The following is a 24,985-nucleotide window of genomic DNA, read 5'->3' on the forward strand; positions in this document are numbered from 1 at the left end:
GATATTTAGGGGATTCGAATGACGTGTCGTAGAGCGTGAAGGAAAACGGTAGGAAGCGGAGTGTAAGCTAACTCTGGCGAAAATGCCCGAACTTGGCATTTTGGCCAGAGTTGGCTTACACTCCGCTTTCTGTTTTTCGAAACGCGTTTCGGCGTGGCTGCCAAGAAAGAAAAACAGAAATGCCCGGTTTTGGCATTTTTGTCAGAGTCCTCTTGTGTGCAGCTTTCTGTTTTCCGAAACGCGTTTCGACATGGTTGCCAAGAAAGAAGCCGAAAGTCGCTTTCAAAAAAAACTCAACAGGAACGAACGCCACTCCTATCCATTACCTCCAACCAATCATCAAATTCACCCACAACACACGAAAAGGGCCACCACCCCTTTTTTTGTGGTGGTGATTTTGCTAAAATGAAAGCGAATACAAACTTGAACGGAGGGATTTTATGACGGAAATGAAAGCGTCACAGGCGCTGGTGAAAGAACTTGAAAACTGGGGAATTGATCATGTATATGGTATTCCGGCTGATTCAATTATTGATGGGTTTGCACCTGAGCAGGCATCAGTCAACTATATCCAGGTTCGCCACGAAGAAGTGGGGGCATTAGCTGCCGCAGCGGAAACAAAGTTGACCGGCAAAATTGGTGTTGCACTAGCATCTGTTGGTCCTGGGGCCGTTCACCTGTTATACGGCATGGTGGACGCTAAAATGGACCATACGCCAATGTTGTTGATTATGAGCACCGTTGCCACTAGTATGATCAACACACGGTTCATTCAGGACATGGATGAAGACGAGTTGTTTGCGAGTCTCGATACCTTCCATGAGCAAATCAGCAACCCACAGCAGATTCCGGATACAATCCGTCGGGCCATTACGGCAGCGTATGAGACCCAGTCGCCATCCGTTGTCATCATTCCGGATAATTTAGCCAGCAAAACCATTAATTACACCCCAGTTCCAGTTCAGCACATCCAACAACAGAAAGGGAGCGGCACGCGTGAACAGGTTTATGAAACAATTAACCTGATCAAGAGTGCCCAGCGACCAGTTATGGTTGTCGGGACGGGGATTAGGGACGCAAAGGCTGCCGTGGTTGGTGTTTCCAAAAAATTTGGGCTACCTGTCATTTCCTCTGCGCCGGCTGCCGGGATGGTGCCAAGTAATTTTGAAAATTTCATGGGCTCTCAGGGTCGTATCGGAACGCAACCTGCGTATGAAGTGCTGCATGCTGCTGACCTGGTCTTAATGGTCGGCAGCGCTAATTCGTTTGTCCGATTCTTAGACAAGAACGTGACGTTTATTCAGGTCAATGATCAGGCATCGGAACTTGGCCGACAAGCGGCGGGCACCCAAATGATTCTGGCTGATAGCGGGACGTATCTGCAGCAGCTGATCGATGCGCAACCTGACCGTTTACCAGAAACGTCATTTTTAAAGGCCGCCCAACGGTCACGAGCAAACTGGCTAAAGTACTTAGACGCGCGGGCAGCAGAACGGCCTGAGGGGTTGTTAACCGCTGAAGGTGTCCTTAAAGAAGTCGGGACGCTTGCGGATGCCGATACGATCTACGAGTTAGATATTGGGAATAATACTGTTTGGGCGACCCGGTCGTTACCGTTTGATCAAAACCAGAAGATGACGATGTCCGCTTGGTTTGGCGCAATGGGGTACGCAGTTTCTGCTGGGATCGCTGCTAAAATTGCCGAACCGGATCGGCGGGTGATCACAGTCTCTGGTGACGGTGGTTTTTCAATGATCGTTCAGGATATTTTGACACAGGTCCAATATCAACTGCCGATTATTAACTTGGTTCTTGAAAATGGTGGGTTCGGTTTCATTCGGCAAGAAAAAGCGAATAGCGGTCAGAGCGATTATGCGTTAAACTTTAAGAATGCAAACTGGGCTGGCGTTGCTGAAAATATGGGGGGCCATTGGATTACGTGTCACAGACGATGCGTCGTTAACGGCTGCCATTCAAAAATGCAACGACTTGATTCAGGCAGGAAACACGACGCCGATCGTTATTGATGCCATCATCAGTGATCAGCCACCGTTGGAAACAGGACGGATGGCACTTGATCCTAAAGTGGACAGTGCTGACGAGATCAAGGTATTTCGTGCGCAGTACAATTTCCCTGCTGACAAGTATCCGGCTCTGAGCACACTGATCGATCAAAATTAAGTGAAACGGAGAGGCAGTATGGAGTTTAAATGGCAGGTTGAGACGATAGGACAGTCCGCCAAACAATTTTTGGCACAACAGGGCGTCAGCCACCGGATGTTTTCACAAATTAACCATAGCAACGGTCAAATTCTGGTCAACAACGTGGCGGTTGCACCGGCAACAAAATTGGCTGTCGGCGACGCGTTGACGTTGATCGTCCCAGCTGAACCGGCTGACCCTAACGTACCGGTCAGTCACGAACCGCTAGCAATCGTATCTGAAGACCCGAATTTTCTAGTCGTTTCGAAACCGGCCGGCCTAACAGTGGTCCCAGGACCCAGCAACCGAACGGATACCCTGGTGAATCGCGTAAAGGGGCATCTAGTTGCGGAACAGGAAGTCAATTTGGTACCCCACGTGATCACGCGATTAGATCGGGATACCAGTGGGTTGGTGTTGCTGGCGAAGCACCGATTGGCCAATTCTTGGATGAACCAGGAACTCGCCGACCACACACTGGTTAAACGCTACTTGGCGTTCGTTGGTGGCCGACTTGACCAGGACCATGCTATGATTGATGCGCCACTTAGACGTGCGGATGATGGATTTAACCAAATCGTTGCGGACGATGGCAAGCCGGCGCAGACAGAGTACTGGGTCAAACAACGGACAGCGTCGTTCACGCTAGTTGAAGTCTTGCTGCACACTGGGCGAACGCACCAAATTCGTGCCCATTTTGAATCCATTGGCCACCCACTATTGGGTGATGCGCTGTATGGCGGTGATCAGCAGCTCATCACGCGTCAAGCGCTGCATGCGTTTCACTTGGATTATCCAGATCCGGTGACGCATCAGCATCAAACATTTGAACAGCCGTTGCCAGATGATATGCAACACTTATTGTCTTAAAAAAAGAGCTAGTGGACCCGACCAATTCGATATTTGGTTGAGCCAACTAGCTTGTTTTTTGTTAGTTCAATGAGTAACAACCTCGTAAAATGAGAAATGGCTTGCACTTCTAAAAAGAAAGGGCAAAAGGCTTGTAATTTCATTTAAATCCGGTATAGTACGTGTGTAATAACAGATAAGGAGTGAATATAGATGACAGGTAATGACGAGTCACAGCAGGCAATTGAAAAGATTTTAAACCAAATGGAGGAAAACCTTTCCGAGTTGTCGTGGTTTGACTGTGACTTAAAAGATGACCAGTTTAAGACGCATATGGCGGAAATTCGCAAGTCGTTGCGCCTCGCAAAACGCTCATACGCTGATCGTAAGCTGGTAACCGAATAACGTGTTGCTTGGTAATTCTGTTTGTTTCTTGACTTTAGAACGATCGTACTCAAAACGAATGTGGTCGGGTGACTGATTCACATTGCACCACAATAGGCGCCGCTGATCTGAAGAGGTCACGGGGTCTATTTTATTTTGCCCGAATAGTTTAAACTAGACTTATAATTGCGATTTCAGAGAGAAGGGTATTTCAATGACTGACGAGCAGCAGACTGCAACGTGTCTGGTAGACGGCAAATTGTATTTTTTAGATGAGGGGATCTACCTGTCAGAACTGTCGACGAGCATGCGCAATCGGGTGAAAAGTGATCATCCAGAAGCAAAGGTGACGGATTTTATCTGTAATCGTCACCTGTTAAAGTACCGTTTGGCGAACGTGGATGCGATGATCAATGCAGATTTGAAACAAAGTCAAAAGATCAATCGGAAATTAACCCGCGCGCTACAAAGCGATGATTATGAAATTACTGACGTCAACGAATCGCTCAATAACAGTTTGACCACCGGACAGAAGGTCTCTGACGCGGTGGCGCACTTCGGTGGTAGTTGGGGCTTTATCTTCATTTTCGCCATGGTGCTGTTAACCTGGATGCTGGTCAACGGCTTGCAGGTCCTTGGGATTCATTTCGACCCGTACCCCTACATTTTACTAAACCTATGTCTAAGCTGTATCTCTGCGTTACAGGCGCCCATTATCATGATGAGCCAAAATCGGTCGGCGGACCGGGACCGCATGGATGCTGAAAATGACTACCATGTTAACCAAAAATCAGAACATGAATTACGAATCCTTCACGCTAAGTTGGATCATTTAACGCAGAATCAGATTCCGCATACGTTGGAAATTGAACGCATGCAGATCGAAATTTTGGGTGAAATTCGTGGCGAACTTAATGAGCTGCGGGATAATCAAGCTCAAATGGCTGCTGATAAATCGACTAAGTAGAATGTCGTTGCGTCATTAAGCGGTTCTCGACAATTATCTGTTAGGGTCAATTTTGACAAGTGTTGCCATTTCCGGTATCCTCTTACTTAACCATGAATGGAGGATTTTTAGTGATAGTCATACGTGAGGCGCAGCCCGCTGATGCAGGTCAGATAGCGCCCTTAATTAATTTGATTTTCGACGAGATGCAATTGGAAGAATTGGAAGACGTGCCCGAACCCGACTTAGAGAAGGTCATCACGATGGCGTACCGAACCAGAAGTTATCTGGCAAGTGACGCAACCACCGTGGTGGCCGAGGCCAATGGCCAAGTTGTGGGTGTCGCGTTTGGATATCCCGGAGAAAATGAAGCGCGTGTTGACGAGGTGCTGCGGCGTCTCTCAAATAAATCAGCGGCGTTTAAGCAACCCTTTGAGGCGGAGTCTGAGACGGATGGCGACGAATGGTATCTTGATTCGATTGCGGTGTCGCCAGACTTTCAGGGTCACGGGGTCGGCAGTCAGTTGTTAAAGGCACTGCCTGCTTACGCGCAACGTGATGGTGAGTCCGTGATGGGACTCATCGTTGATTTCGAAAATCCAGGTGCAATGAAATTATATGAGCGTGCCGGTTTCGAAGTGGTGGGTCGCCGCCAAGTGGGCGACCACCAGTACTATCATATGCAACGAGGTGTAAGAGTGTGGAGCAAGGCGTTTTGAGGGCGGAGCATAAGCTCACTCTGGCAGAAATGCCGAACTTGTTTTTTTGCCAGAGTGAGCTTATGCAGTAGCCCTCAGCCTTGCGGAACACGTTTCGACAATGTGAAATTAAACCACGTCGACACGAGCTCGCTCTGGCCGAAAAGAATGCGGCAAAGACTACATCTAACAGAGAAGCTAGTCGCAACCTCATTTTGTAGCACTTAACTTAATAAATTAAAAAACTAGAACACGCAGCCATCTACTGGTTGCGTGTTTTTAAAAATCATTGTTAATTTTTGTTGCACTTACCACATAAAGATGATATCCTAATCTTCAGACAATAAAAAAAGGAGAACCCGCCATCCAAATGACGCCTAAAATTACACCAGTCACCGAAAAAGACCTCGCAACACTACACACCTTAAGTATCCAGACCTTCACCGAAACCTTCGGCAGGTACAATACTGATGCAAACATGGCAAGCTATCTAGCGACGTCTTACGCACCCGACCAGCTCAAAGCGGAATTAACAAATTCCGATTCCGATTTTGTATTTCTCCACGTTAACGGCCAGCTAGCGGGCTATCTCAAACTCAATCAGGGCGCCGCACAGTCTGACGATATGGGGAAGGACTACCTTGAAGTTGAGCGGATCTATATTAAAAGTGCGTTCCAACACAGTGGATTAGGGCGGACGCTCATCACTTACGCTGAAGAACAGGCCGAAAAGAAACACCTTACAAAAATCTGGTTAGGTGTGTGGGAACACAATGAAAATGCGAAGGCGTTTTACCAACGATTAGGGTTCCATCAAACTGGGGCGCACGATTTCTTCTTAGGGGACGAGCAACAGACTGATTTTATTATGGAAAAAGAACTTGCCAACTAAAAAACGACTCAGCTAACAGGGTGTTAGTTGAGTCGTTGATCTTATCGTTAATCATCAAATGTTTTGAGTTTCCCTTTAAAATCATCAATCGATTGATAGCCTTTTGCGGCCATAATTGCGCTGAGCTCTTTGGACAGGCGTTTAAAGATGCGGGTGCCTTCGAAGCCAAACTGAGTCCCGACCTGGACCATTGACGCGCCACAGAGGATGTGTTCGAAAACATCAGTCCCATTCATGACACCGCCAGTGCCAATGATGGCAATCTCTGGTTTCAAGCGCAAGCTAAGTCCACGAACGTTTGCTAAAGCAGTTGGCTTGATGAAAGTGCCACCGATGCCGCCAAAACCGCCCTTAGGCTTGATTGCCACACGCTCGGCATTGGGATCAATGACGAGCCCGTTGCCGACACTGTTGATTGAATTAACAAATGTCAGCGGGAAGTCGTTTAAGACTGCCGCAATCTGATCGAAGTGGACCAAATCAAAGTAGGGTGGCAACTTGACACCCAGCGGCTTGTCGTAGAAGGCAAAGACTTGGGTCAAAATTTCGCGTACCCGGTCAAAGTCATAGCCGACTTGCGGCTTACCAGGTACGTTTGGGCAGGAGAGGTTCAGTTCAACGAACCCGTTAAAGTCAGAATCGGCAACCTTATGGAGCATTGCTAAATTGTCTTCAAGGGTCGTGCCCGCAATCGACAACAAGTTGGTCTTGTCTGGCCGCGCTGCTTGATCTTTCAGGACAAAATCCAGGTAATAGTCCAATCCGTGATTGGGCAATCCCATGGAATTGATGCAGCCACCAGGAAGGCTCTTCATCCGTGGCTCTGGATTGCCTTCACGCACGTTTGGGGTCGCACTCTTTGTGACGTACGCACCAGCGGGCGATGCAATCAGTTGGTTCAAGTCATTCTCGTCAGCACAACGCACACCCGCGGCGTTCATCATGCAGTTACTAAAGGTTCTATCAGCAATCGTTGTTGATAAATCTGTCATCAAAAGTCAGCTCCCAGTCTGAATTTATTTTGGTTATTTAGTTCCTAGCTACTGTAACCGGAAAATCATTTTTCGTCAACATAAAGTTTGTACACGAATGCGCAAGTTGTCGGTTTTAACCAGTATGACCCGTGACCAGACTGGGATTTGCTGGTACACTAAAATAAAGATTCAAGACGGAGGTGCACGATTTTGGACCATCAACGACCTTATTTACAATTGGGAAATCGACAGTTAGACCACATGATGGTGTATCTGACAACGCCGGTGACCCCGCAAAACCACGTGGATTTCCATTTTCTGGGGTCAGAGTTAAAGCAAATTCGGCCGGGCTTTTGGACGATGCCGGCGTATTTAAACGACTACGACACCATGAGCCTGTTCTTTTTATTCACCGCCGATGAGAATGGTGAAATGGCGATTATGATGGCTGCCGGTGAGTGGCAGGACGGCAAGCTCGGATTGTCTGACCCGATGCCGACTGGCGCTGGGCTTAACACCCTGTACCATCACCGGCACAAGAATGCCGTCAAAGCGTTTAACTACTTACTGGCACTGACGATGAATGGTAAAGCAGAGTGGCGGCAATTGCCGGTTTAAGGAGGTACTGATGAGATCGAAGACCTTTAATTGGCCGCTCTTTTTGTCACCCTTTATTTCCCGGGTGGGGGATTCACTCTATCTGTTTGGCTTAAACTGGTTTGTGGTAAAAGCCAGCGGCAGTACTGCGTTGCTGGGCATCGTACAGGCAGTTGGCGGCATCACATTGCTGTGCGGTGATCTGTTTTGCGGCGTGCTGATCGATAATTATAACCGGAAACGAATCCTAGTGGCGTCGGAGTTCATTTGTTTACTGGCCTGTTTTAGTTTTGCGGTTGTGATCGACCCGGAGAATCCGGCTGCCTGGCAGTTGATCGGTCTGACCTGCATGCTGGATGTTGGCGTGGCGTTTAGTTTTCCGGCCGCCAAGGCGATTGTGCCGGAAATCCTAGCATCGAGCGCACTTCAGCGGTTTAACGCCTTTTCGAACACGGCACTTAATTTGGCGGATATTGTGACACCGCTTTTGGGTGGCATGTTATTGACCATTAACTGGATCGACTTCCGGTCGTTCTTGCTGATCAATGGGCTTTCCTTTACGCTGTCATTTATGTTACTCGTTGGCCTAAAGTACGAGACACCAGCAGTCACCACCAATCGCCTGAGTTTTAAGACCAGTTTGTTGTCCGGCTTCGAGTACGTTGGCGCTCACAAGACACTGATCGAAAACGTCATTTTAAGCGGTTTCGCTAACGTGTTGTTCGCGGCAGTCAAACTGGTACTGCCCTTTGTGGTCAACCATTTTTATCAAGCAGATCCGCAGAAGTACAGTTTTCTGCTCACCGGATTAGCGCTGGGTGGCATTTTAGGCGGTCTGCGACTGACGCTAGTTCACCGGCCTGCCACGCGAAATGATAACTATCGCGATTTAATACTGGCAGCGTGGGGATTGATTGTTGCGGGGCTAGTTCGCCAGTACTGGGTACTTCTGGCTTTCGCCTTTGTGTACGGCTTTGCTATGGCGTCATTTAATATTCGGGCGTTTACCATGACGCAAGACATGACTGAAAATGCCTATCTGGGGCGCATTTTTGGGATTTGGTTCATCGCACTGGATGGGTTTCAGCCGCTTGGTTCGTTTACGTTTGGCTTCTTAACGGATTATACAAAGAACCTGACGTTTATGATTATTGGGGTTGTTCTGCTTGTCGGGTTGTTATTGATTCGGCTGACCATGAATCACGACCAGGTGTTGAAACGTGATTGACATCTGCCACACCGCCCGCTATACTTTGATATAAATAAACCTTTTAACTTGGTCCCGTGAGGCTAAGAAGGGGCCGTTCGAGTTTAAAAAGAAACAAACGGACACCTCTATACCTGCGCGGGTATGGGGGTGTTTTTGGTGCGCCCGGCATGGGCGCCAACTAGACGGTGAAAGTCCGTTGCGGGCCGTAGTAGTCGGAACCGCAAGTCAATGACAAGGGTGTCCATCGTGAGGTGGAATCTGAAGGAAGTCGGCGACAAAGTACCGCATTGATGTACAAGAATCAGCTATAAGGCTGTGTTGGTCGGACGAGGTTGCCAAACAAACCAAAGTCCAATACTACTCGAGGCCATCGCAGTAAAGCTGGCAATGACATGGTACGAAAGTGGGCGTTCTTACCCGGGGAGGCCTGTATCGTACGTTCCCGACAAGAGGCGCGCTAAGCGCCACAGGAACAAACATCGCAGTGATGTGGTGCAGAACGATACAGGAGTCAGCCGAGGCCATAGTAGTGGTATCTGCCACGAAGGGCTGAACAATAATAGGTCATCATTGATATTGGAGGTGGAGACAGTGCAACAACCGCAGAATACAGAAAAAGCTGACCGCCGGCGGACAGTAGGACTGGAAGCCCAAGAACAAGTCGGGGTGCGTAGCACTGACTCTGGTGAAAATACGATGATGAACGGCACTAAGTTTCAAGAGTTAGTCTTAGACCGAAATAACCTGAACGAGGCTTATCTTCGCGTCTGCAGAAACAAAGGTGCAGCAGGACTAGACGGAATGACCGTTGACGAACTGTTGCCCTACTTGAGGAAACATAAACAGGAATTACTGCAAGCTTTACAAAACGAGACCTATCGGCCTCGTCCCGTTAAGCGGGTTGAAATTCCCAAACCTAATGGTGGTAAACGCAAGCTCGGAATACCAACTGTGATTGACCGACTTGTTCAACAAGCCATGGCGCAAGTCATGGTGCCAACATTTGAGCGTGTCTTCTCAGATAATAGTTTTGGGTTCCGACCGAATCGAAGTGCTAAAGATGCCATTGATAGAGTGGTTCAGTTCTACAATCAGGGCTATCACTATGTCGTGGATCTCGATTTAAAAGCATACTTCGATACGGTCAACCACGATCTGCTTATTAAATTTATTGAGCAGTATATTACGGATCCATGGATACTGCATCTCATTCGTCGCTTCCTAACCAGCGGTGTCATGAATGGTGGTCTATTTGAACGAAGTGATAAAGGCACCCCTCAAGGTGGCCCCTTATCGCCACTTTTGGCTAACATTTATCTCAACGAACTGGATAAGCTGTTAACTTCCAGAGGTCATAAGTTTGTCCGCTATGCGGACGATTGTAATATTTATGTCCGAAGCAAACGTGCTGGAGAACGGGTTCTGACTAATGTTACTCGCTTTCTTGAAGGCGACCTAAAGGTCACCGTCAATGAGGACAAGACATCAGTAAGTTCGCCTCTGCGGGCCAAGTTCCTGGGATTTTCCTTGGGGGTTGGTCGAGGAGGTGCGTATGCGCGACCTGCTTGGCAGGCCAAGCAACGCATCAAGTCTGCACTCAGGAAAATGACCAAGCGCAATCGGGGCGTTTCGTTAAACCTGGTGTTTAACGAGATTCATCAAAAGATGCGTGGGTGGTTACAGTACTATTCGGTCGGGAAAATGACCAATTTTATCCGTCACTTAGACGAATGGTTGCGAGCAAGGATTCGCCAGTATATTTGGAAACAGTGGAAGAAGCTCAAAACAAAGGTCAATCATCTTGTAAAACTGGGGCTTTCTGGCACCAGTGCTTATACAATGGCCAATACCCGTAAGGGTTATTGGCGAACTGCGCATAGCAAGACATTGACCTATACTCTGACAAACAAAAGACTGGAACGCCTTGGACTCATCAATATGAGCAAGACACTCCAGTCAATACAAAGTGCTTAAATTATTGAACCGCCGTATACGGAACCGTACGTACGGTGGTGTGAGAGGTCGGTAATTGAATTAATCAATTACCTCCTACTCGATTGTGTTTGCCGCCAGCCAAGAAGGGATGAGGGGAAGGACGGAATCATTATGGCAAAGGACCAGCAGGAACGGTACCGAAACCCGGATGCGGTGTTAGACATCTGGGAGCGGCCGTCGTTTGGACAGTGGGTCGGACTTTCGATTCAGCACTTATTTTCGATGTTTGGCTCAACTGTTCTGGTGCCAATATTAGTTGGGTTAAACCCAGGAATAGCCCTTTTTAGCTCTGGAGTTGGGACGTTAATGTACATCCTGATCACGAAGGGAAAGATTCCAGCCTATATGGGGTCAAGTTTTTCGTTCATCGTCGTCATGCAAAGCCTGATGAAGGCGGCAGGCTACCCCTCGATTGCTCAGGGGACGCTAGCCGTTGGGATCGTTTATCTGATTGTGAGCGTCATCGTTGGGTTGATCGGGTCGGATTGGATCGACAAGGCGCTCCCACCAATCGTGGTGGGGCCGATCATCATGGTGATTGGGTTGTCGTTGGCAAGTACGACGGCTTCAGATGCGACGCTGGTCAATGGTAAGTACAGCATCACGTCGTTTTGCATCGCCATTGCCACACTGCTGATCACGGTGTTTTTCAACATGTTCCTGAAAGGCTTTCTGGGGTTGATTCCCATTCTACTTGGCATCGTTTGCGGCTATATAATTGCGGTTTTTGCCGGGGTCGTGGACTTTACGTCAGTATTACACGCAGCTTGGTTCCAAGTGCCCGCCTTTCAGATTCCTGGCGTCACTTACAAGCTCACCTGGCACATTGATGCCATTTTGAGCATGGCACCCATTGCGTTTGTCACGATGACGGAACACATGGGGCACATTATGGTGCTCAATAAGTTGACCCATCGGAACTTCTTCAAGGACCCAGGTTTAAACCACACCCTGGCTGGGGACGGGACTGCTTCAATTATTGCCAGCTTGGTCGGTGGACCGCCGATCACCAGTTATGGCGAAAACATCGGTGTGCTTGCAATCACGCGGGTACATTCGGTTTACATGCTGGGTGGCGCTGCATTCTTTGCGGTGGTGTTTTCCTTTGTGGGTAAGCTCAGTGCACTGATTGAAAGTATTCCGTCACCCGTTATCGGCGGGGTCAGCTTCCTGCTGTTTGGCGTTATTGCCTCAAGCGGGATGCGGGTCCTGGTAGATAACCACGTCGACTTTAATGAAAAACGTAATTTGATGATTGCGGCCACGATTCTGGTCATCGGGATCGGGAATGCCAGTCTGCAGTTTGCGGGACTGACGTTCTCAGGCCTGTCGGTGGTGACGGTGCTTGGGATCGCGATGAATCTCATTTTGCCGCGACACGCATTAAACGAATAGGAGGGCTGCGATTATGGCCAGCAAGAATGGAATGGGGAAAGTTTCGTCAATTCCCATGGCATCCCGGCACATGTCCTACTGGGACATGTTTGCCACATGGGTCGGTGCCAACGCGAATAACGGTACCTGGTACGTTGGCGGTGTCATTGCCGCTTGCGGTTTGGTGACTGCCTCAACAACTTTAGTGATTTCTGGTATTATTTCGTATCTGCTTTTAGCAGCTGCCGGATTCATGGGGTATAAGACGGGTTTGACTGCCATGACGTTGACCCGAGCTTCGTTTGGACTACGCGGCAGTTTGTTGCCATCAGTAATCAACCTGGTACAATTTATTGGTTGGGCCTCCGTGAACACGTTTATCGCAGCGACCTCAATGAGTTTCTTATTCCATGACCTCTTTGGCTGGCCGGTTTACGGCAAACCTGGTGGGGAACTCGGAGTGATTGTCGGCATCGCTGTTATGAGTGTGTTTCATTTGCTGAGTGTTTCCGTGGGGCAACGGTCTGTTCAAATGATTGAACGGGTCGGCATCATCTTGGTATTCGTCTTTGTGGTTTGGGAAACGATCGTTGTTTTCAAAACGGTCTCGTTTCACCAGATTCTCCACTGGCAAGCGCCCAAGGCATTACGAATGACGCCGGGGGCCGCCATTGATGTGCTGGCAGCCTTTAACCTCGCTTGGGTGACTGCTGCCAGCGATTTTTCACGCTTTACGGGCGTCAAACGAAATGCGACTCAGGCTTCATTTTTAGGTGCTAACCTTGGATTGTATTGGTTTGCGTTCATCGGTGTGATTGCGACAATTGGGACGGCCATTACGCTAGGCCACTTTGATCCGAATAACTCTGATCCAAGCACCATTGCCAGTAAATTAGGGCTTGGCTTCCTTGCGATGATCGTCATTATTTTAACCAGTACAACGGCGAACGCAGTCAATTTGATGTCAGCGGGTTCGGCACTCACGAACATGACGCGACGGTTGAGTCTGAAGGTGAGTCTCTGGGTCGTGACCCTGGTTGCAACAGCAGTGACGTTCTTACCATTGTTCGTTGCTTCATTCTTGGATATTTTCACTGTCTTTCTAGATGGTATCGGGATGGTGCTTGGCCCGGAAATTGGAATTTTCTTGGTTGACTACTTCTGGTTGCATCATCAGGATTATGAAGTGGACCAGTTTGCGAAGATCAACGGCCGGTATTGGTATCGTGGCGGTGTCAATTGGATCGCCATTCTCACCTGGATCATCTCCGTGGGGTGCTACATGGCACTTAAACACGTTTCGGTGATCGCAAACACGATTGGTGCGACCTTCGTTGTGATCGTGATTAGTATGGTGTTATACGGTGGATTGATGAAATTAACGAAATCCACGCCAAAATAATTGTTTTATTACTGTTGATAATGGTATTCTAATGATGATAACGGGATGTTAAACCGACCAGTGACTTAAAAATTGTTACGTTGATCGTTTTTGATTAGTAACCGTCGAATAGTCGCTAAACATTGACTGAGTAACATCATGCCTATGGATGGCGCTTCAATGCGCTTTGAGTGTTTAACAATAGTTAAACCAGTAATCGTACAAAATGACGAGTAATTTGGAACATCAAGTGATTGATTTCCTAATTGCTGGCCGGATCTCGTTATCAGGCGGTGGGCTTTGGCTCATCGTCTTTTTGGTTCCAATGGGATTAGTATTGTGGGGGATGGCGTTGCATTCCGCAATTTGGCACGGAGCTGTGGTGGCTCGCGATGAAGCTAATTCGATTTCTGCTGCGCAGCTCTCGAATGAATCTCCATCGACTCGCACATCAGTAACCGACCCAAGAACGGTCGCTAACTGATGTCGACACCACAGCTCCGTGCCAAATTGCGCCATTCCACTTACATAGAACTTACTTATGACTCTTGAAAAAGCATCACAATGGCGTAAAACAAGGTTTGAGGAGAATCCGCCCTTGACTGCCGACAAGAAGTCCATTGTCAGCAATGATTGATTCAATATGGTGTGCGCTATGAACACTAGCCAACCAGTCTTGCTAGTGCGATGAAGCAATGGTCGTCAACGTTAACTATTTTTCAACGTAGCAGGATAACACATTTAAAAAAAGCCCCACATCACAAAAGTGATGTGGGGTTTAATAGTTGTGGGTTAAATTATGCGGTGTGACCTGCTGGAACAGCGGTCTTGGTAAGCCGTTCGTAAGCAAAGTCTTGGACGTCAGTGAGGTCGTCGGCTTTCACTTCGACGGTGCCGGTCTTTGTAAAGCCGGACTTTTCGATGATGTGTTGCATGCCCAGGTTGTCTGGATGAGTATCAATGCGGATACCCTTAATGGAATCAAAGTTGTCGACTTCTTCAAAAATAGCATTGAAGAGTTTGCCGGCAAGTCCGTGGCCACGGTGGTTTGCTGATACGGCTACACGGTGAATTGCGACGTAGCTGTCATCGTCTGTCAGCCACTTGCCATCAATGTCTTGGTAACTGTCATCGGGACCGGGGATTACGGCCGCGGCGCCTAACACTTCGTAATCTTCAACTAAGATCATGGTATGACCATTTTGGATGTCATCCACTAGGATCTTAGTGTCAGGGTAAATGCCCTGCCATTGATCGATGTGTTGTGCCGCCAGATGGCGTTTGCCATCCTGGATGATGGATTCAATTTGTGGTAAGTCTTTCATTTCTGCGCGACGTAAGTACATTTCGCAATCCCTCCTTTGTGATATTCACAAGATTTTGATATCTTAACGCGATTTTTGCAGGTTGTCTACTAAAATCTAAATTTATTTTCCTAATAATTTAATTAAGAAAATTCTAATTTTAAAAGCCTTGATAGACCAGTATTGGAAGCGGGTTACATGACGGGTTTATCATTTTTAAAAATCTGGTATGGTTCCTGTAGTGACGGGGACTCTCATGACTAAATTAGTTTGAATTGTGCGTTCAGTTAAAGGGTGTCCCCTGATGATGCAGTGCCTTAATCTTTTTTTGACTTTGGTTAGGTTTTGTAACGGGTGTGTGGCCGATAGATCTCTTTTAAGACCACCACTGTCCGATTTGTGAAAATTGTGATTTAGACTGTCTGTTCCAGATAATCAAGAATCGTTGTTAGGAGTCCCGAATTATTTTCTTTAAATATTAAAAGATTATTTAAAAATAACACCAGTCATGCGATAATAGGATGTAACGGAGGCGAGCAATCATGGGGGAAAGAGAGACACTATCAGGACAGAAATTTTTGACAGTGACGGTGTTAAATGCTGGCATTACAGTGGTGGAACTTATCGGCGGTGTGCTGTCAGGCAGCCTGTCCTTACTTTCGGATGCCTTTCATAATCTAGGCAACACCTTCTCTATCGCTATCGGATACTTTGCACATCGCATCAGTCGGCGATGCGAGGATGAGCACAATACATATGGGTACGGACGCGCCCGAATATTAGCTGCACTGTTGAATTCACTCCTGTTGATCGTGGTTGCCATTTTTCTGGTTGCTGAAGCCGTTAAGCGTTTGATGCAACCCGAACACATTAATGGCGACGTCATGATTACCGTTGCCGTGATCGGACTTGTGGCCAATTTAATTTCAGCCGTTTTAATGCATGGCGGGTCAAAACACAATATGAACGCGAAAGCCACGTATCTTCACCTCTTAAGCGACACGTTGTCCTCTTTTGGGGTTATATTCGGCGGATTGATGATCGCGTGGTACAATGTTACTATGATTGACCCAATCATCACCATTTTGGTCGCGTTGTATATCTCGGTAGAATCATGGCCCATCGTCCGGCATGCCGTGACGATTCTCATGCAAGGCGCGCCAAAACTTGACTATGAGGCCATTAAAACGGACCTCATGAAGATCGATGGGATAACCAGCGTTCACCACATTCATGCGTGGATGATCGACGAAAATCGAATTGTGTTTTCCGCACACGTTAATATGAGGGATATGAAATTAAGCGAAGCTGAAATGATTTATCACCGAATTGAGCGTGTCCTAACGACGAAGTACCATATCTTTCACGTCACGATTCAAGCGGAAGATGTGCGTGGTAAGGACGCGGAACTGATTTCACTAAACGAAGATACTGCGGAGAAACCGTAAGTCGATTTTGATGGTAAATAAGGAGTAAAGATTATGACACCAATGAAAGAGGACTATCTCAAAATTATCTTTGAACTTGGTGGTGCAGGCGCTAAGGTTTCAAATAAGCAAATTGCCATTAGTTTGAATATTGCTGCGGGTTCGGTGACTGAAATGGTCAGCAAAATGGCCGAAGAAGGCTATGTGATCCACGAACCCTACGCTGGGATCTCCTTGACTGAAGAAGGTCGGCGGCTGGCAGTCATGCTGGTCCGGAACCACCGATTGTGGGAGACCTTCTTGGTAAACAGGCTAGGCTATGAACTGCCAGAAATTGACGAAGAAGCTGAAAAGCTTGAACACGTCACCAGCCCAAAACTAGCCAATGCGTTAGATGATGCACTGGGTAGACCAAGTCGCTGCCCACACGGTGGCATTATTCCAGACCGTGACGGAAATTACGATGAGAATAGTCACCTGGTCTTAAACGACGTTGAGGATGGCAAGACGGTGGTGGTTGAGCGATTTATCGACAACCACGACTTGTTGACGTATCTAGGTGATATCAAGTTAGACATTGGCGATAAATTAACGGTCAAAAAGCACGACCCATTTGAAGGTCCAGTTCTCGTTGAGAATTTAACTGATAAGCAGAATTTGACGATTGGGTATAAGGCGGCGCATTATATTTTTGTGAGGTAGAGAGTGGAAGAAAGCGGTTTGAAGATGGAGCAAAAGCCGACGCTGACAGAAATTCCTGGGCTTGGAATTTATGTCAGCGTCGGCTTGGGTGCAACCTTCTACTTTCTGGAACTCGTTTCGACTCGAGGACAGAGAACCACACATAAATGCCTGAACTTGGTATTTATGCCAGAGTTGGCTTACACGCAACTTTCTATTAAGACCAGAACTCGTTTCGGCAATCTTACCAAAAAAGACCAACTAAAAAAACATCAAGACCCCAGACCAAATCCATTTCAGGATATTGGCCTGGGGTCTTTTTAAAAAAATAAACGCATCACCGCTCTTTTTAACGACTCTATCTGCGAGAACTGATATAATCTTTAACAGATATAACCGGAATAGGGGAGGTGCACGGATGGCAACGGAACGTGGTCAACTCGTTTTAAAAACGGCATTACAAGCGGGTCGAATAATGATTCAAAACGGGTCAGAAGTGGCTCGGGTAGATGATACGTTAACTCGAATTGCTCAGAACTCGGGGTATCCAGACAGTAAGGTTTATGTGACGATCACGGGTATCATGATGGCGTTATCCAGCGAGGGAAACGCGCAGGTGGAGCCCGTTAAAAATCGAACGATTGATCTGGAAATGGTCACCCGCGTCAATGATCTATCGCGACGGTATGCAGCCCACGATATCTCGTTAGTCCAATTCGATGAAGCGTTGGCGGATCTTGAAGCGCACCCACACACGTTCCCAGTGTGGCTCCAACTGGTTGCGGCGGCGTTCGTGAGTGGCACGCTGGAAATTGTTTTTCGGGGTAACTACCACGATGCGCTGGTGACATTTTTGATTGGATTTTTGGGTTACGCGGTGTTTCTTGGCGTGAACCGACTTGCTCGGGTACGGTTCCTGAGTGAATTTTTGGCCGCCATCGTCATCGGCGTTTTAGCCATTGAAACGGTCAAGTGGGGTTGGGGCAACAGTACTGACGACATTATCATTGGGAGCGTCATGCCGCTTGTGCCCGGCGTGCCATTGACAAACGCGGTGCGTGACATCATGTCTGGCGACCTCGTCAGCGGTATTGCGCGTGGGATGGAAGCAGTGATGAGTGCTGTGGCAATTGGGAGCGGGATTGCCGTGATCCTGCAGTTAATGTGAGGTGATAACGATGTTAACTTTAGTGATCGACCTTATTTTAACGTACGTGTCCACCGTCGCTTTTGGGATTATTCTCAATATTCCGCGCCGCGCGTTAAACACCAGCGGTTGGATCGGCTTGTTGAGTTTTCTGGCCTATAAATTGTACTTGATGGCAGGTGGCGGCATCGTCGGCGGCAACTTCCTCGGCGCTGTTCTGATTGGCGTATTAAGTATGCAGGCGGCTCGCTGGCTAAAAATGCCGGTGATCAATTTCAATATCCCAAGTCTGGTACCGTTTGTGCCGGGTGGCCAAGCCTATCAAATGGTGAAAAATTTCGCGTTAGGCAATTCAAGTACGGCGTTACAATACCTGCTAGAAGTCGCAGAAATAGCGGGCGCAATTGCGTTTGGGTTTCTGTTGGCGGAATTGTTTAATCGCCTGCAAGCAAGAATTATGCTGAGGTTTTCAAGTAAATGGCGACATGAGCATGGGAGAAATGCGAAACTGTAGAGAGCGTGAAGCAAGGCGGTTAGGGGCGGAGCATAAGGGACTCTGGTCAGAAAAGTCCGGGCCTGACTTTTTTGACCAGAGTCCCTTATGCAGTAGCCCCGTGCCTTGCTGAACGCGTTTCCACTAGATAAGGGGAAAGCACGTAGCCAGATCCGCAATGCATTATGACCGCAGAATGTAGAACTGGCACATTTGCCAGCGTCCGTGACATGGCCGTCCGTGGCTTGCTGAGTGTGTTTCTACTCGATCTAGCTAAGGAGAAAAGTACGTAGACTGGGACTCAGTGAGTCATGAACCCAGTATGCGGATCGACTTATTGGACCAGAACCGCCCGAGCGAAAACAGTTACTTCAGAACGACACATTACTCAAAAACAACAAACCGATATCCTGCTCACGCTTCAACTGTGAAGTTTGAGCTGGGCATCGGTTTGTTGTTTTTATCATGAACTGGTATTGTAACAGTGGTTTTTGTTGCTTTTTGCGATTGTTTGCTAAAGACCCTGGCTGCTTTGGTGCTTTGGTTTCTTGGCGTCGAAACGTGTTCCGGAAGGCAAGGGGCTAACGTGTAAGTGACTCTGACCAAAAAGTCAGACCCGGACTTTTCGGTCAGAGTCACTTACACAACGCCCCTTAACCGCCTTCCTCCACACTCTAGATCACAAAACTAACCCCCAAAATCACCAACACAACCGTCGTAATCACCACATACATTCGGTCACGTTCTTTTCAAAAAGCAAAGATCGATACGACCACTCTTAAAATTGGTGTCAGTATCAGGCAGAACAGACCCAGCATCATCACAGCATAGGGTTTCAGCTGGGTGACGCCCGTCATAATGGCATGTATCGTTGTTGGATGGACATTTGTCGGATACCCGGTTTTACCACCGTTGGCGATAAGCAGAATCAAGCCGAGTAACATGACGATGGCAGCGATGCTGACACCAATCTGCAGGATTCGGCCGATAATGGCTTCGATATGATTCATTTCGGCCGTCGTAGTTGGCGACGTGTTTTGTTGTTTATCCATTACTAGCCTCCAAATCCTTTAAAAATCATTTGTAAGCCGATCAATAAGATCACCGGAATAAAAATCATGCGAATGACTCGTGATGGTAGGACTTGCATGATGCGCGTACCCAGCACGGCACCCACCAGAATGCCTAGTGCTAACGGCACCGCGATGTTTGGCAGAATTGCACCATTAAAAAAGTACACGGTGGCGCTGGCTGCTGCGGTTACGCCCATCATCAGGTTACTTGTGGCAGATGATGGTTTGAGCGGCATCTTCATGAAGGTATCCATGGCGGTTACTTTGAAGGCACCTGAGCCAATCCCAAGCAGTCCACTGGCTAACCCGGCACCCAGCATCACAACAAACCCCTGGGGGACATTGGTGACTTGATAGTCGACCTGTTTAAATGACGCTTTGTCAAAGTAGGTGCCGTTTAACTTGAGCTTCGTTGCAATCGCATCATCCTGAACGGTTCGCTCTGATTCGGCACTGCGGCGTAATTTACGATACATATTCCAGCCGGAGAACAGGAGCAGGGCACCAAACAAAAAGTACAGGTACTTAGGATTGAGAACGCCTGTCAGCAGCGCACCCATGATTGCGCCGATGGTCGTGGCGATCTCCAAGAACATGGCAACCCGCAAGTTCAACACATCATCATGCAGATAGGCGATGGTTGAGCCGGAACTCGTTGCAATGACCGCGATAATGCTTGCACCAATGGCGTATTTAATATCGAGACCCATGGCTAGTGTTAATACGGGGGTGACGACGATGCCACCGCCAAGACCAAGAATCGCCCCGACAATGCCGGTGGCCAGGCCGACACCCATCATTAAAAGGATACTAAAGCCCATAAACTCACCTCAATTTGAATTAAAAATATGTATGAATTGGCCGTTTTGTAAAAACGACACTGCACTAAACATAGCATAATCGAATTGTTAAGCAAATGTTTCTTTTCTAAAATAGGTCAAGATAGGTGCTTATTTTATGCTATACTCGATTTTGCAGTGTTTAACTGTGGTGAATAATCAGTGGAGGAATCATCATTATGATCATCGAACCAGAACGGGATCGGCCTTTTCGTTTGCTGATCAGTGGGGCTTTTCTAGTGTTTTTGATGAAGGTTGTCATGGACCATTCCGGCCCGCTCCAGTTCATGGATGACATCCTGGTCTCAGCAGTTCAAAAGCATACCACGGGGACAAAGGACGTATTATTTAAGTTGATCACGACCTTAGCGAGTCCAACAATGGATATCATATGGGTGCTCGTGATCGGTTTTCTCTTGTGGGGATTTAAGTATAAAATTCCTGCGTTATGGGCGCTAGGGACGCTCATTGGCGGTGACGTGGTTGCGTTTATCGTCAAACACATCGTTGCGCGTCAACGACCAATTGGTCATTTGGCGTCGGATAGCGGCTATAGTTTTCCAAGTGGTCACGTTTTTGGCACCTTCTTACTTGTCGCCATTCTCTGGATCATTGCGGTACCGCTATTGTCGACCATGTGGCACCGGGTGCTCATTAGAACGTTAATGGTCATCTGGTTGGCGCTCGTTGCCTTTTCACGTGTGTACCTTGGTGCGCATTACCCAACCGATACCATCGGTGCGATGTTACTGGGTTACGCCTGGTTGCAGATTGCTGAGTGGTTGTATCTGTGGTTGGCTCCAAAATTAAAAAATTGGCACCTGACACAACGGTCTGTGTTGTAGCGAGTTGCCGTATAAAAAAGCTGAGGTCTGGATTAGACCTCAGCTTTTTTAGGACTAAATGAGCAATACAATGGACGTTGCCAGTGCCATTTAGTACATTAAGAGGGAGAAGAATGGTTCATTTGAAGCATTTCTGACGATTTGCAAAAAGAAGGGATGATTATCATGAATAAACGATTAACACGTTCAGATCAACGGATTTTCTCAGGCGTTTTAGGCGGCATCGCGGAATATTTTGATTGGGATCCGGCTTGGGTGCGTTTGGGCTACGTCGTCCTAAGTGTTGCAACTGGTGGTTTGGGCGGCCTGTTGGTATACATTGGTGCCGCTGTCGTTATCCCTGAAAAATAACCGGTCATTCCGTTTGCGTTAACGTCTCGTTTAGCCACTCCTCTGCCAGTTTAAGCCAGTGGGCCACGTGAGGTTGGTCAGCATCTCGTTTCCAAGCCGTGAGATGGTTCGCGAGTGCGATACCATGCGGACCATGGTGGAAAACGTGCAGTTCGTAGGGAATGTTGTTTTCCGCAAGAGCTTTGGCGTACGCCAGACTATTTTTGGCCGGCACCAGCGGATCATCACCTGTGACCCAAATAAAGGTGGGCGGATTAGCCGCAGAAACGTGCTGGTCTGCGGCAAATTTGTCTGGCGTCGAGGTCCAAGCGGCTAATGTTTCAGCGTCGGTCGGGAACCCAAGCGCGGGATTGATCACGGGGTAGCCTAAGATAACTGCTTGTGGTTTAAGACTGATCGAGGCGCTGCCTGATTGCGTTTTGAGCCAGTCAGTGTGCCAGTAGTCGCTGTAAAGACTCACAATGTGACCGCCAACGGAAAAGCCGGCAATCACAATGGTGTTTGCATCGACGTGCCACTCGTCGGCATGCCGGCGAACCAGTGCCACCGCTTGGGCTAAATCGATAACGGGCGCAGGCAGCAGCGGTTTCTTTTCACCGGCAAAATGGTAACGCAGGTAAAAACACTGGTAGCCTAAATTGGAAAATGCCAGCGCTAAGGTCTCTGCCTGAGCTTCTGGAATGTGCGTGTAGGAGCCGCCAGGGACAACGATTACTGCCGGATAATTCTCGTGAGTACTGGTATCATCAGCGTCCTTGATGTACCCTCTTAGATAGGCCGTGGCATCTTCTGCCAGGGTCTCTTTAATGATTTTTATCGTATCATCACCTATAATGGATTGAGTTTACGATTAAGTTTAACGCACTTTAGGCAAAGGACGAAGGATAATGACGTTGCAATTGCAAACAGACCGCATGATGCTGCGGCCATTTTTAGAATCGGACCTCGCGGATTATTTTGAAATCGTGGGAAATCCTAATAGCGCTATTGCGGCCGGTTTCCAAACGGCACGGACGATGGAAGATGCTCAGTTTATGCTGCAGCGCGCGATGACGACTGGGATGGTCTACGCGCTGGTTGAACGGCGCACGGAAAAAGTAATCGGCAGTATTGGTTTGTATGAAAAAATGGGCAGTGATGGCAGTCCGATTTATGATGAAAGTGAATTGGGCTACGTGCTGAACCAGGCGTTTTGGGGGCGCGGGTACATGCCTGAAGCTGGCCAGGCGCTGATCGATTACGTCTCAAAAGAACGGCTGTTTCAGCGTCTCTGGGCGAGTTCCCTCGATGAGAATGAACGCTCACAGCGTGTTTTAGTGAAATTGAGATTTGAATTAGTTGACCGGTATCAACATTCGGATCACGCGTTGTATCAGCCGGGAAAACTCGAGCTGATCTATCAACGCGAACTTAGTTAAGGTTTGATGAGGATTCACCATAGAACCGAATACTGATTGCAAACGTCACCCAATCGGTATAATATGTACCTATCGAATAGAAGAGGCGCAGGACTTATGAGTCGCTGCGGTGAGGCAGATCAGTGCCGTTAAGCCGCAGTTAAAGGAAGTTTTGCCGAAGTGTGGTGACCCTGATCCGTCACCATGCTGGGGTCAGTCTTAATAGGGCTGGCACTGTCGCGAACCGCGGAGAGCTTCCTACGATGATGACGATGAACCTATTGATCGGTCTTCTCGCGGGTGAACTGCGGGCAGGCCGTTTTTCTATTTGCAAAATGAAATTCCGGTTAATTCAAATGAGGGTTAGCTGTTAGGAAAGTGAGAGGAATTTAGCATGGCAGATAATGATAACGATCATCAGGTGAAGCGTGAACTGAAAACACGCCATCTATCGATGATCGCGCTTGGCGGTAGTATTGGGACGGGGCTGTTCGTTGCGAGCGGTTCTGCGATTTCCACTGCCGGTCCAGGAGGTGCCTTAGTCGCTTATGTTGCCATGGGTGCCATGGTGTACTTCCTGATGACGAGTTTGGGTGAAATGGCCACGAATATGCCCGTTTCCGGCTCGTTTGCCACGTATTCAACCAAGTATGTTGACCCAGCCTTAGGATTTGCGATGGGCTGGAATTATTGGTTTAACTGGGCCATCACGCTGGCGGTCGATATCAGTACTGCAGCGCTGGTCATGAAGTATTGGCTGCCGAACATTCCCAGTTGGATCTGGAGTGTCGCGGTCCTGGTCCTCATCTTTTTGATCAATGCACTCACGGTTAAAGCGTTTGGTGAAACGGAATACTGGATGGCGATGATCAAAGTCATTACCGTCATCATTTTCCTGATCGTCGGCGTGTTAACGATTATTGGGGTCATGGGCGGCCACGCCACTGGACTTGAAAACTTCACGTATAAGAAGGCCCCATTTGTTGGTGGGCTGCCCGCAACGCTGAGTGTGTTCGTGGTTGCTGGGTTCTCCTTCCAAGGGACTGAATTAGTCGGAATTACTGCCGGCGAATCCAAAACGCCCGAAAAGAGTATCCCAAAGGCCATCAATCAGGTCTTTTGGCGGATTTTGCTCTTCTACATTTTTGCTATTTTTGTCATTGCATGTATTATTCCATACACGAGTCCTGATCTGTTGGGCTCGTCTGCTTCAGATATTGCCATCAGTCCATTCACGCTTGTCTTTAAGCGGGCTGGTCTCGCTGCGGCTGCCAGTGTCATGAACGCCGTTATTTTAACGTCAGTGATCTCAGCTGTGAACTCTGGGATGTATGCTTCTTCACGGATGCTTTACTCCCTGTCACTTGACGGGTACGCACCAAAGTACTTTGAACACACGACGAAGCATGGGGTGCCATTGCGTGCACAGGTGGCCACCACGGTTGTTGGTGCGCTGACCTTCATCGCAAGTATTGCGGGACCGCAAGTGTACGTATGGCTCGTGGCGGCGTCCGGTCTGACTGGATTCATCGCCTGGGTCGGCATCGCGATTTCTCATTTCCGCTTCCGGCGTGCTTTTGTTAAGCAGGGCCACAAGGAATCTGAGCTGAAATACCATGCCAAGTGGTTCCCACTGGGACCAATTCTGGCACTGATCCTCTGTATCGTGGTGATCGTGGGTCAAGATCCTGGTTCATTTGTCCACTTTGACTGGGAGAAGATTCTGGTCACTTACCTGAGTGTGCCACTGTTTATCGTGCTGTTCTTCTACTACAAGATCCGGCACCACACAAAGATGATTCCGCTTGATGAGGTCGATGTTGAGCCTCACAAACGGGATGAAACAACGGATGATGAAGAAGCTTAATTGAATGTGATTCTTAAAAGTCGGTAGACCAGAAGGTTGCCGGCTTTTTTGGTGCGCCC

26 protein-coding genes, 1 pseudogene and 1 riboswitch are annotated in these 24,985 nt (G+C 48.1%); of the genes and pseudogenes, 22 read left to right on the forward strand and 5 right to left on the reverse strand.

Annotated elements, in window-relative coordinates:
- The first annotated feature begins 440 nt into the window (after positions 1-440).
- The 7 genes from AYR61_RS08640 to AYR61_RS08665 all read left to right on the forward strand — a co-directional run bounded on the left by AYR61_RS08640 (position 441) and on the right by AYR61_RS08665 (position 5,971).
- Positions 441-2,027 carry a thiamine pyrophosphate-dependent enzyme gene (locus AYR61_RS08640; RefSeq protein ID WP_083220050.1) on the forward strand — a complete coding sequence of 529 codons (1,587 nt, stop codon included), beginning with the start codon at positions 441-443 and terminating at the stop codon, positions 2,025-2,027.
- Entirely contained in the window at positions 1,990-2,181 is a 192-nt protein-coding gene (locus AYR61_RS14905; protein ID WP_083215528.1) for a hypothetical protein, read from the forward strand. The genes AYR61_RS08640 and AYR61_RS14905 overlap by 38 nt, the downstream gene beginning before the upstream one ends.
- Before the next feature lie 18 nt (positions 2,182-2,199).
- A complete protein-coding gene (locus AYR61_RS08645) occupies positions 2,200-3,072 on the forward strand; it encodes an RluA family pseudouridine synthase (RefSeq protein ID WP_065902634.1) in 873 nt (290 codons plus the stop codon).
- A 192-nt stretch (positions 3,073-3,264) separates the two neighbouring features.
- Positions 3,265-3,456 carry a hypothetical protein gene (locus tag AYR61_RS08650; protein WP_054708744.1) on the forward strand — a complete coding sequence of 64 codons (192 nt, stop codon included), beginning with the start codon at positions 3,265-3,267 and terminating at the stop codon, positions 3,454-3,456.
- Positions 3,457-3,649: 193 nt separating this feature from the next.
- Complete coding sequence (locus AYR61_RS08655; protein WP_054708746.1) at positions 3,650-4,402, forward strand: DUF1003 domain-containing protein; 753 nt, start codon at positions 3,650-3,652, stop codon at positions 4,400-4,402.
- Positions 4,403-4,512: 110 nt separating this feature from the next.
- A complete protein-coding gene (locus tag AYR61_RS08660; protein WP_065902636.1) occupies positions 4,513-5,100 on the forward strand; it encodes a GNAT family N-acetyltransferase in 588 nt (195 codons plus the stop codon).
- A 349-nt stretch (positions 5,101-5,449) separates the two neighbouring features.
- On the forward strand, positions 5,450-5,971 hold the full coding sequence (locus AYR61_RS08665) for a GNAT family N-acetyltransferase (RefSeq protein ID WP_065902638.1): 522 nt from the start codon (positions 5,450-5,452) through the stop codon (positions 5,969-5,971).
- A 47-nt stretch (positions 5,972-6,018) separates the two neighbouring features.
- Here AYR61_RS08665 and AYR61_RS08670 read toward each other — a convergent pair whose 3' ends face one another.
- The gene (locus AYR61_RS08670) at positions 6,019-6,963 is read right to left on the reverse strand and encodes a dihydroorotate oxidase (protein ID WP_056987420.1); all 945 of its coding nucleotides are present in this window, start codon (positions 6,961-6,963) and stop codon (positions 6,019-6,021) included.
- A 192-nt stretch (positions 6,964-7,155) separates the two neighbouring features.
- On the opposite strand from AYR61_RS08670, the gene AYR61_RS08675 reads away from it, so the two are divergent.
- From AYR61_RS08675 to AYR61_RS15180, 6 genes are all read left to right on the forward strand, one after another.
- A complete protein-coding gene (locus AYR61_RS08675) occupies positions 7,156-7,563 on the forward strand; it encodes a hypothetical protein (protein WP_054708755.1) in 408 nt (135 codons plus the stop codon).
- Positions 7,564-7,573: 10 nt separating this feature from the next.
- Complete coding sequence (locus AYR61_RS08680; protein WP_065902640.1) at positions 7,574-8,770, forward strand: MFS transporter; 1,197 nt, start codon at positions 7,574-7,576, stop codon at positions 8,768-8,770.
- Positions 8,771-9,343: 573 nt separating this feature from the next.
- A complete protein-coding gene (ltrA, locus tag AYR61_RS08685) occupies positions 9,344-10,726 on the forward strand; it encodes a group II intron reverse transcriptase/maturase (RefSeq protein WP_065900954.1) in 1,383 nt (460 codons plus the stop codon).
- A 132-nt stretch (positions 10,727-10,858) separates the two neighbouring features.
- On the forward strand, positions 10,859-12,142 hold the full coding sequence (locus tag AYR61_RS08690) for a uracil-xanthine permease family protein (protein WP_065902642.1): 1,284 nt from the start codon (positions 10,859-10,861) through the stop codon (positions 12,140-12,142).
- Positions 12,143-12,155: 13 nt separating this feature from the next.
- The gene (locus AYR61_RS08695) at positions 12,156-13,523 is read left to right on the forward strand and encodes a cytosine permease (protein ID WP_065902645.1); all 1,368 of its coding nucleotides are present in this window, start codon (positions 12,156-12,158) and stop codon (positions 13,521-13,523) included.
- 205 nt (positions 13,524-13,728) lie between these two features.
- Positions 13,729-13,986, forward strand: a complete 258-nt coding sequence (locus AYR61_RS15180) for a hypothetical protein (RefSeq protein WP_156652859.1) — start codon at positions 13,729-13,731, stop codon at positions 13,984-13,986.
- A 313-nt stretch (positions 13,987-14,299) separates the two neighbouring features.
- On the opposite strand, the gene AYR61_RS08700 is transcribed toward AYR61_RS15180, so the two are convergent.
- Positions 14,300-14,848, reverse strand: coding sequence for a GNAT family N-acetyltransferase (locus AYR61_RS08700; protein ID WP_054708768.1), 549 nt, complete (start codon positions 14,846-14,848; stop codon positions 14,300-14,302).
- A 500-nt stretch (positions 14,849-15,348) separates the two neighbouring features.
- Here AYR61_RS08700 and AYR61_RS08705 point away from each other — a divergent pair, with 500 nt between their 5' ends.
- The 5 genes from AYR61_RS08705 (at position 15,349) to AYR61_RS08725 (ending at position 18,575) form a co-directional block, all read left to right on the forward strand.
- The gene (locus tag AYR61_RS08705; protein ID WP_065902647.1) at positions 15,349-16,254 is read left to right on the forward strand and encodes a cation diffusion facilitator family transporter; all 906 of its coding nucleotides are present in this window, start codon (positions 15,349-15,351) and stop codon (positions 16,252-16,254) included.
- Positions 16,255-16,287: 33 nt separating this feature from the next.
- Positions 16,288-16,935: a metal-dependent transcriptional regulator gene (locus AYR61_RS08710; RefSeq protein ID WP_065902649.1), complete on the forward strand. Its 648-nt coding sequence runs from the start codon at positions 16,288-16,290 to the stop codon at positions 16,933-16,935.
- 3 nt (positions 16,936-16,938) lie between these two features.
- Complete coding sequence (locus tag AYR61_RS08715; RefSeq protein ID WP_065902651.1) at positions 16,939-17,238, forward strand: hypothetical protein; 300 nt, start codon at positions 16,939-16,941, stop codon at positions 17,236-17,238.
- A 94-nt stretch (positions 17,239-17,332) separates the two neighbouring features.
- A complete protein-coding gene (locus AYR61_RS08720; RefSeq protein WP_065902654.1) occupies positions 17,333-18,082 on the forward strand; it encodes a threonine/serine exporter family protein in 750 nt (249 codons plus the stop codon).
- Positions 18,083-18,092: 10 nt separating this feature from the next.
- Positions 18,093-18,575 carry a threonine/serine exporter family protein gene (locus AYR61_RS08725; RefSeq protein ID WP_054708779.1) on the forward strand — a complete coding sequence of 161 codons (483 nt, stop codon included), beginning with the start codon at positions 18,093-18,095 and terminating at the stop codon, positions 18,573-18,575.
- 731 nt (positions 18,576-19,306) lie between these two features.
- On the opposite strand, the pseudogene AYR61_RS08730 reads toward AYR61_RS08725, so the two are convergent.
- Positions 19,307-19,606, reverse strand: a pseudogene (locus AYR61_RS08730) (DUF1634 domain-containing protein); the annotation flags it as partial.
- Positions 19,607-19,608: 2 nt separating this feature from the next.
- On the reverse strand, positions 19,609-20,448 hold the full coding sequence (locus AYR61_RS08735) for a sulfite exporter TauE/SafE family protein (protein ID WP_065902656.1): 840 nt from the start codon (positions 20,446-20,448) through the stop codon (positions 19,609-19,611).
- A gap of 197 nt (positions 20,449-20,645) precedes the next feature.
- Here AYR61_RS08735 and AYR61_RS08740 point away from each other — a divergent pair, with 197 nt between their 5' ends.
- Together AYR61_RS08740 and AYR61_RS08745 are read left to right on the forward strand one after the other, a co-directional pair.
- Positions 20,646-21,311 (forward strand): phosphatase PAP2 family protein, encoded by a 666-nt coding sequence (locus tag AYR61_RS08740; protein ID WP_065902658.1) that lies wholly within the window; start codon positions 20,646-20,648, stop codon positions 21,309-21,311.
- Positions 21,312-21,476: 165 nt separating this feature from the next.
- Complete coding sequence (locus AYR61_RS08745) at positions 21,477-21,662, forward strand: PspC domain-containing protein (RefSeq protein WP_054708792.1); 186 nt, start codon at positions 21,477-21,479, stop codon at positions 21,660-21,662.
- 4 nt (positions 21,663-21,666) lie between these two features.
- Here the strand turns inward: AYR61_RS08745 and AYR61_RS08750 are convergent, their stop codons facing one another.
- On the reverse strand, positions 21,667-22,479 hold the full coding sequence (locus tag AYR61_RS08750; protein ID WP_056987417.1) for an alpha/beta hydrolase: 813 nt from the start codon (positions 22,477-22,479) through the stop codon (positions 21,667-21,669).
- 70 nt (positions 22,480-22,549) lie between these two features.
- Here AYR61_RS08750 and AYR61_RS08755 point away from each other — a divergent pair, with 70 nt between their 5' ends.
- Positions 22,550-23,080, forward strand: coding sequence for a GNAT family N-acetyltransferase (locus AYR61_RS08755; protein WP_054708796.1), 531 nt, complete (start codon positions 22,550-22,552; stop codon positions 23,078-23,080).
- Between the two features lie 72 nt (positions 23,081-23,152).
- A riboswitch (Lysine riboswitch) is annotated at positions 23,153-23,324 on the forward strand.
- 129 nt (positions 23,325-23,453) lie between these two features.
- Complete coding sequence (locus tag AYR61_RS08760) at positions 23,454-24,926, forward strand: amino acid permease (RefSeq protein WP_065902662.1); 1,473 nt, start codon at positions 23,454-23,456, stop codon at positions 24,924-24,926.
- Positions 24,927-24,985: the final 59 nt, after the last annotated feature.

Origin of the sequence: Secundilactobacillus paracollinoides (assembly GCF_001702155.1) — a bacterium.
GTDB classification, from domain to species: Bacteria; Bacillota; Bacilli; order Lactobacillales; family Lactobacillaceae; genus Secundilactobacillus; species Secundilactobacillus paracollinoides.

Excerpts from the sequence above, each read along its gene's own strand:
- AYR61_RS08755 (WP_054708796.1), top strand. The coding sequence starts at position 22,550 with ATGACGTTGCAATTGCAAACAGACCGCATGATGCTGCGGCCATTTTTA.
- AYR61_RS08645 (WP_065902634.1), top strand. The coding sequence starts at position 2,200 with ATGGAGTTTAAATGGCAGGTTGAGACGATAGGACAGTCCGCCAAACAA.
- AYR61_RS08760 (WP_065902662.1), top strand. The coding sequence starts at position 23,454 with ATGGCAGATAATGATAACGATCATCAGGTGAAGCGTGAACTGAAAACA.
- AYR61_RS08640 (WP_083220050.1), top strand. The coding sequence starts at position 441 with ATGACGGAAATGAAAGCGTCACAGGCGCTGGTGAAAGAACTTGAAAAC.
- AYR61_RS08650 (WP_054708744.1), top strand. The coding sequence starts at position 3,265 with ATGACAGGTAATGACGAGTCACAGCAGGCAATTGAAAAGATTTTAAAC.
- AYR61_RS08705 (WP_065902647.1), top strand. The coding sequence starts at position 15,349 with ATGGGGGAAAGAGAGACACTATCAGGACAGAAATTTTTGACAGTGACG.
- AYR61_RS15180 (WP_156652859.1), top strand. The coding sequence starts at position 13,729 with ATGACGAGTAATTTGGAACATCAAGTGATTGATTTCCTAATTGCTGGC.
- AYR61_RS08745 (WP_054708792.1), top strand. The coding sequence starts at position 21,477 with ATGAATAAACGATTAACACGTTCAGATCAACGGATTTTCTCAGGCGTT.
- AYR61_RS08735 (WP_065902656.1), bottom strand. The coding sequence starts at position 20,448 with ATGGGCTTTAGTATCCTTTTAATGATGGGTGTCGGCCTGGCCACCGGC.
- AYR61_RS08710 (WP_065902649.1), top strand. The coding sequence starts at position 16,288 with ATGACACCAATGAAAGAGGACTATCTCAAAATTATCTTTGAACTTGGT.
- AYR61_RS08680 (WP_065902640.1), top strand. The coding sequence starts at position 7,574 with ATGAGATCGAAGACCTTTAATTGGCCGCTCTTTTTGTCACCCTTTATT.
- AYR61_RS08725 (WP_054708779.1), top strand. The coding sequence starts at position 18,093 with ATGTTAACTTTAGTGATCGACCTTATTTTAACGTACGTGTCCACCGTC.
- AYR61_RS08655 (WP_054708746.1), top strand. The coding sequence starts at position 3,650 with ATGACTGACGAGCAGCAGACTGCAACGTGTCTGGTAGACGGCAAATTG.
- AYR61_RS08670 (WP_056987420.1), bottom strand. The coding sequence starts at position 6,963 with ATGACAGATTTATCAACAACGATTGCTGATAGAACCTTTAGTAACTGC.
- AYR61_RS08695 (WP_065902645.1), top strand. The coding sequence starts at position 12,156 with ATGGCCAGCAAGAATGGAATGGGGAAAGTTTCGTCAATTCCCATGGCA.
- AYR61_RS08740 (WP_065902658.1), top strand. The coding sequence starts at position 20,646 with ATGATCATCGAACCAGAACGGGATCGGCCTTTTCGTTTGCTGATCAGT.
- AYR61_RS08700 (WP_054708768.1), bottom strand. The coding sequence starts at position 14,848 with ATGTACTTACGTCGCGCAGAAATGAAAGACTTACCACAAATTGAATCC.
- AYR61_RS08720 (WP_065902654.1), top strand. The coding sequence starts at position 17,333 with ATGGCAACGGAACGTGGTCAACTCGTTTTAAAAACGGCATTACAAGCG.
- AYR61_RS08690 (WP_065902642.1), top strand. The coding sequence starts at position 10,859 with ATGGCAAAGGACCAGCAGGAACGGTACCGAAACCCGGATGCGGTGTTA.
- AYR61_RS08665 (WP_065902638.1), top strand. The coding sequence starts at position 5,450 with ATGACGCCTAAAATTACACCAGTCACCGAAAAAGACCTCGCAACACTA.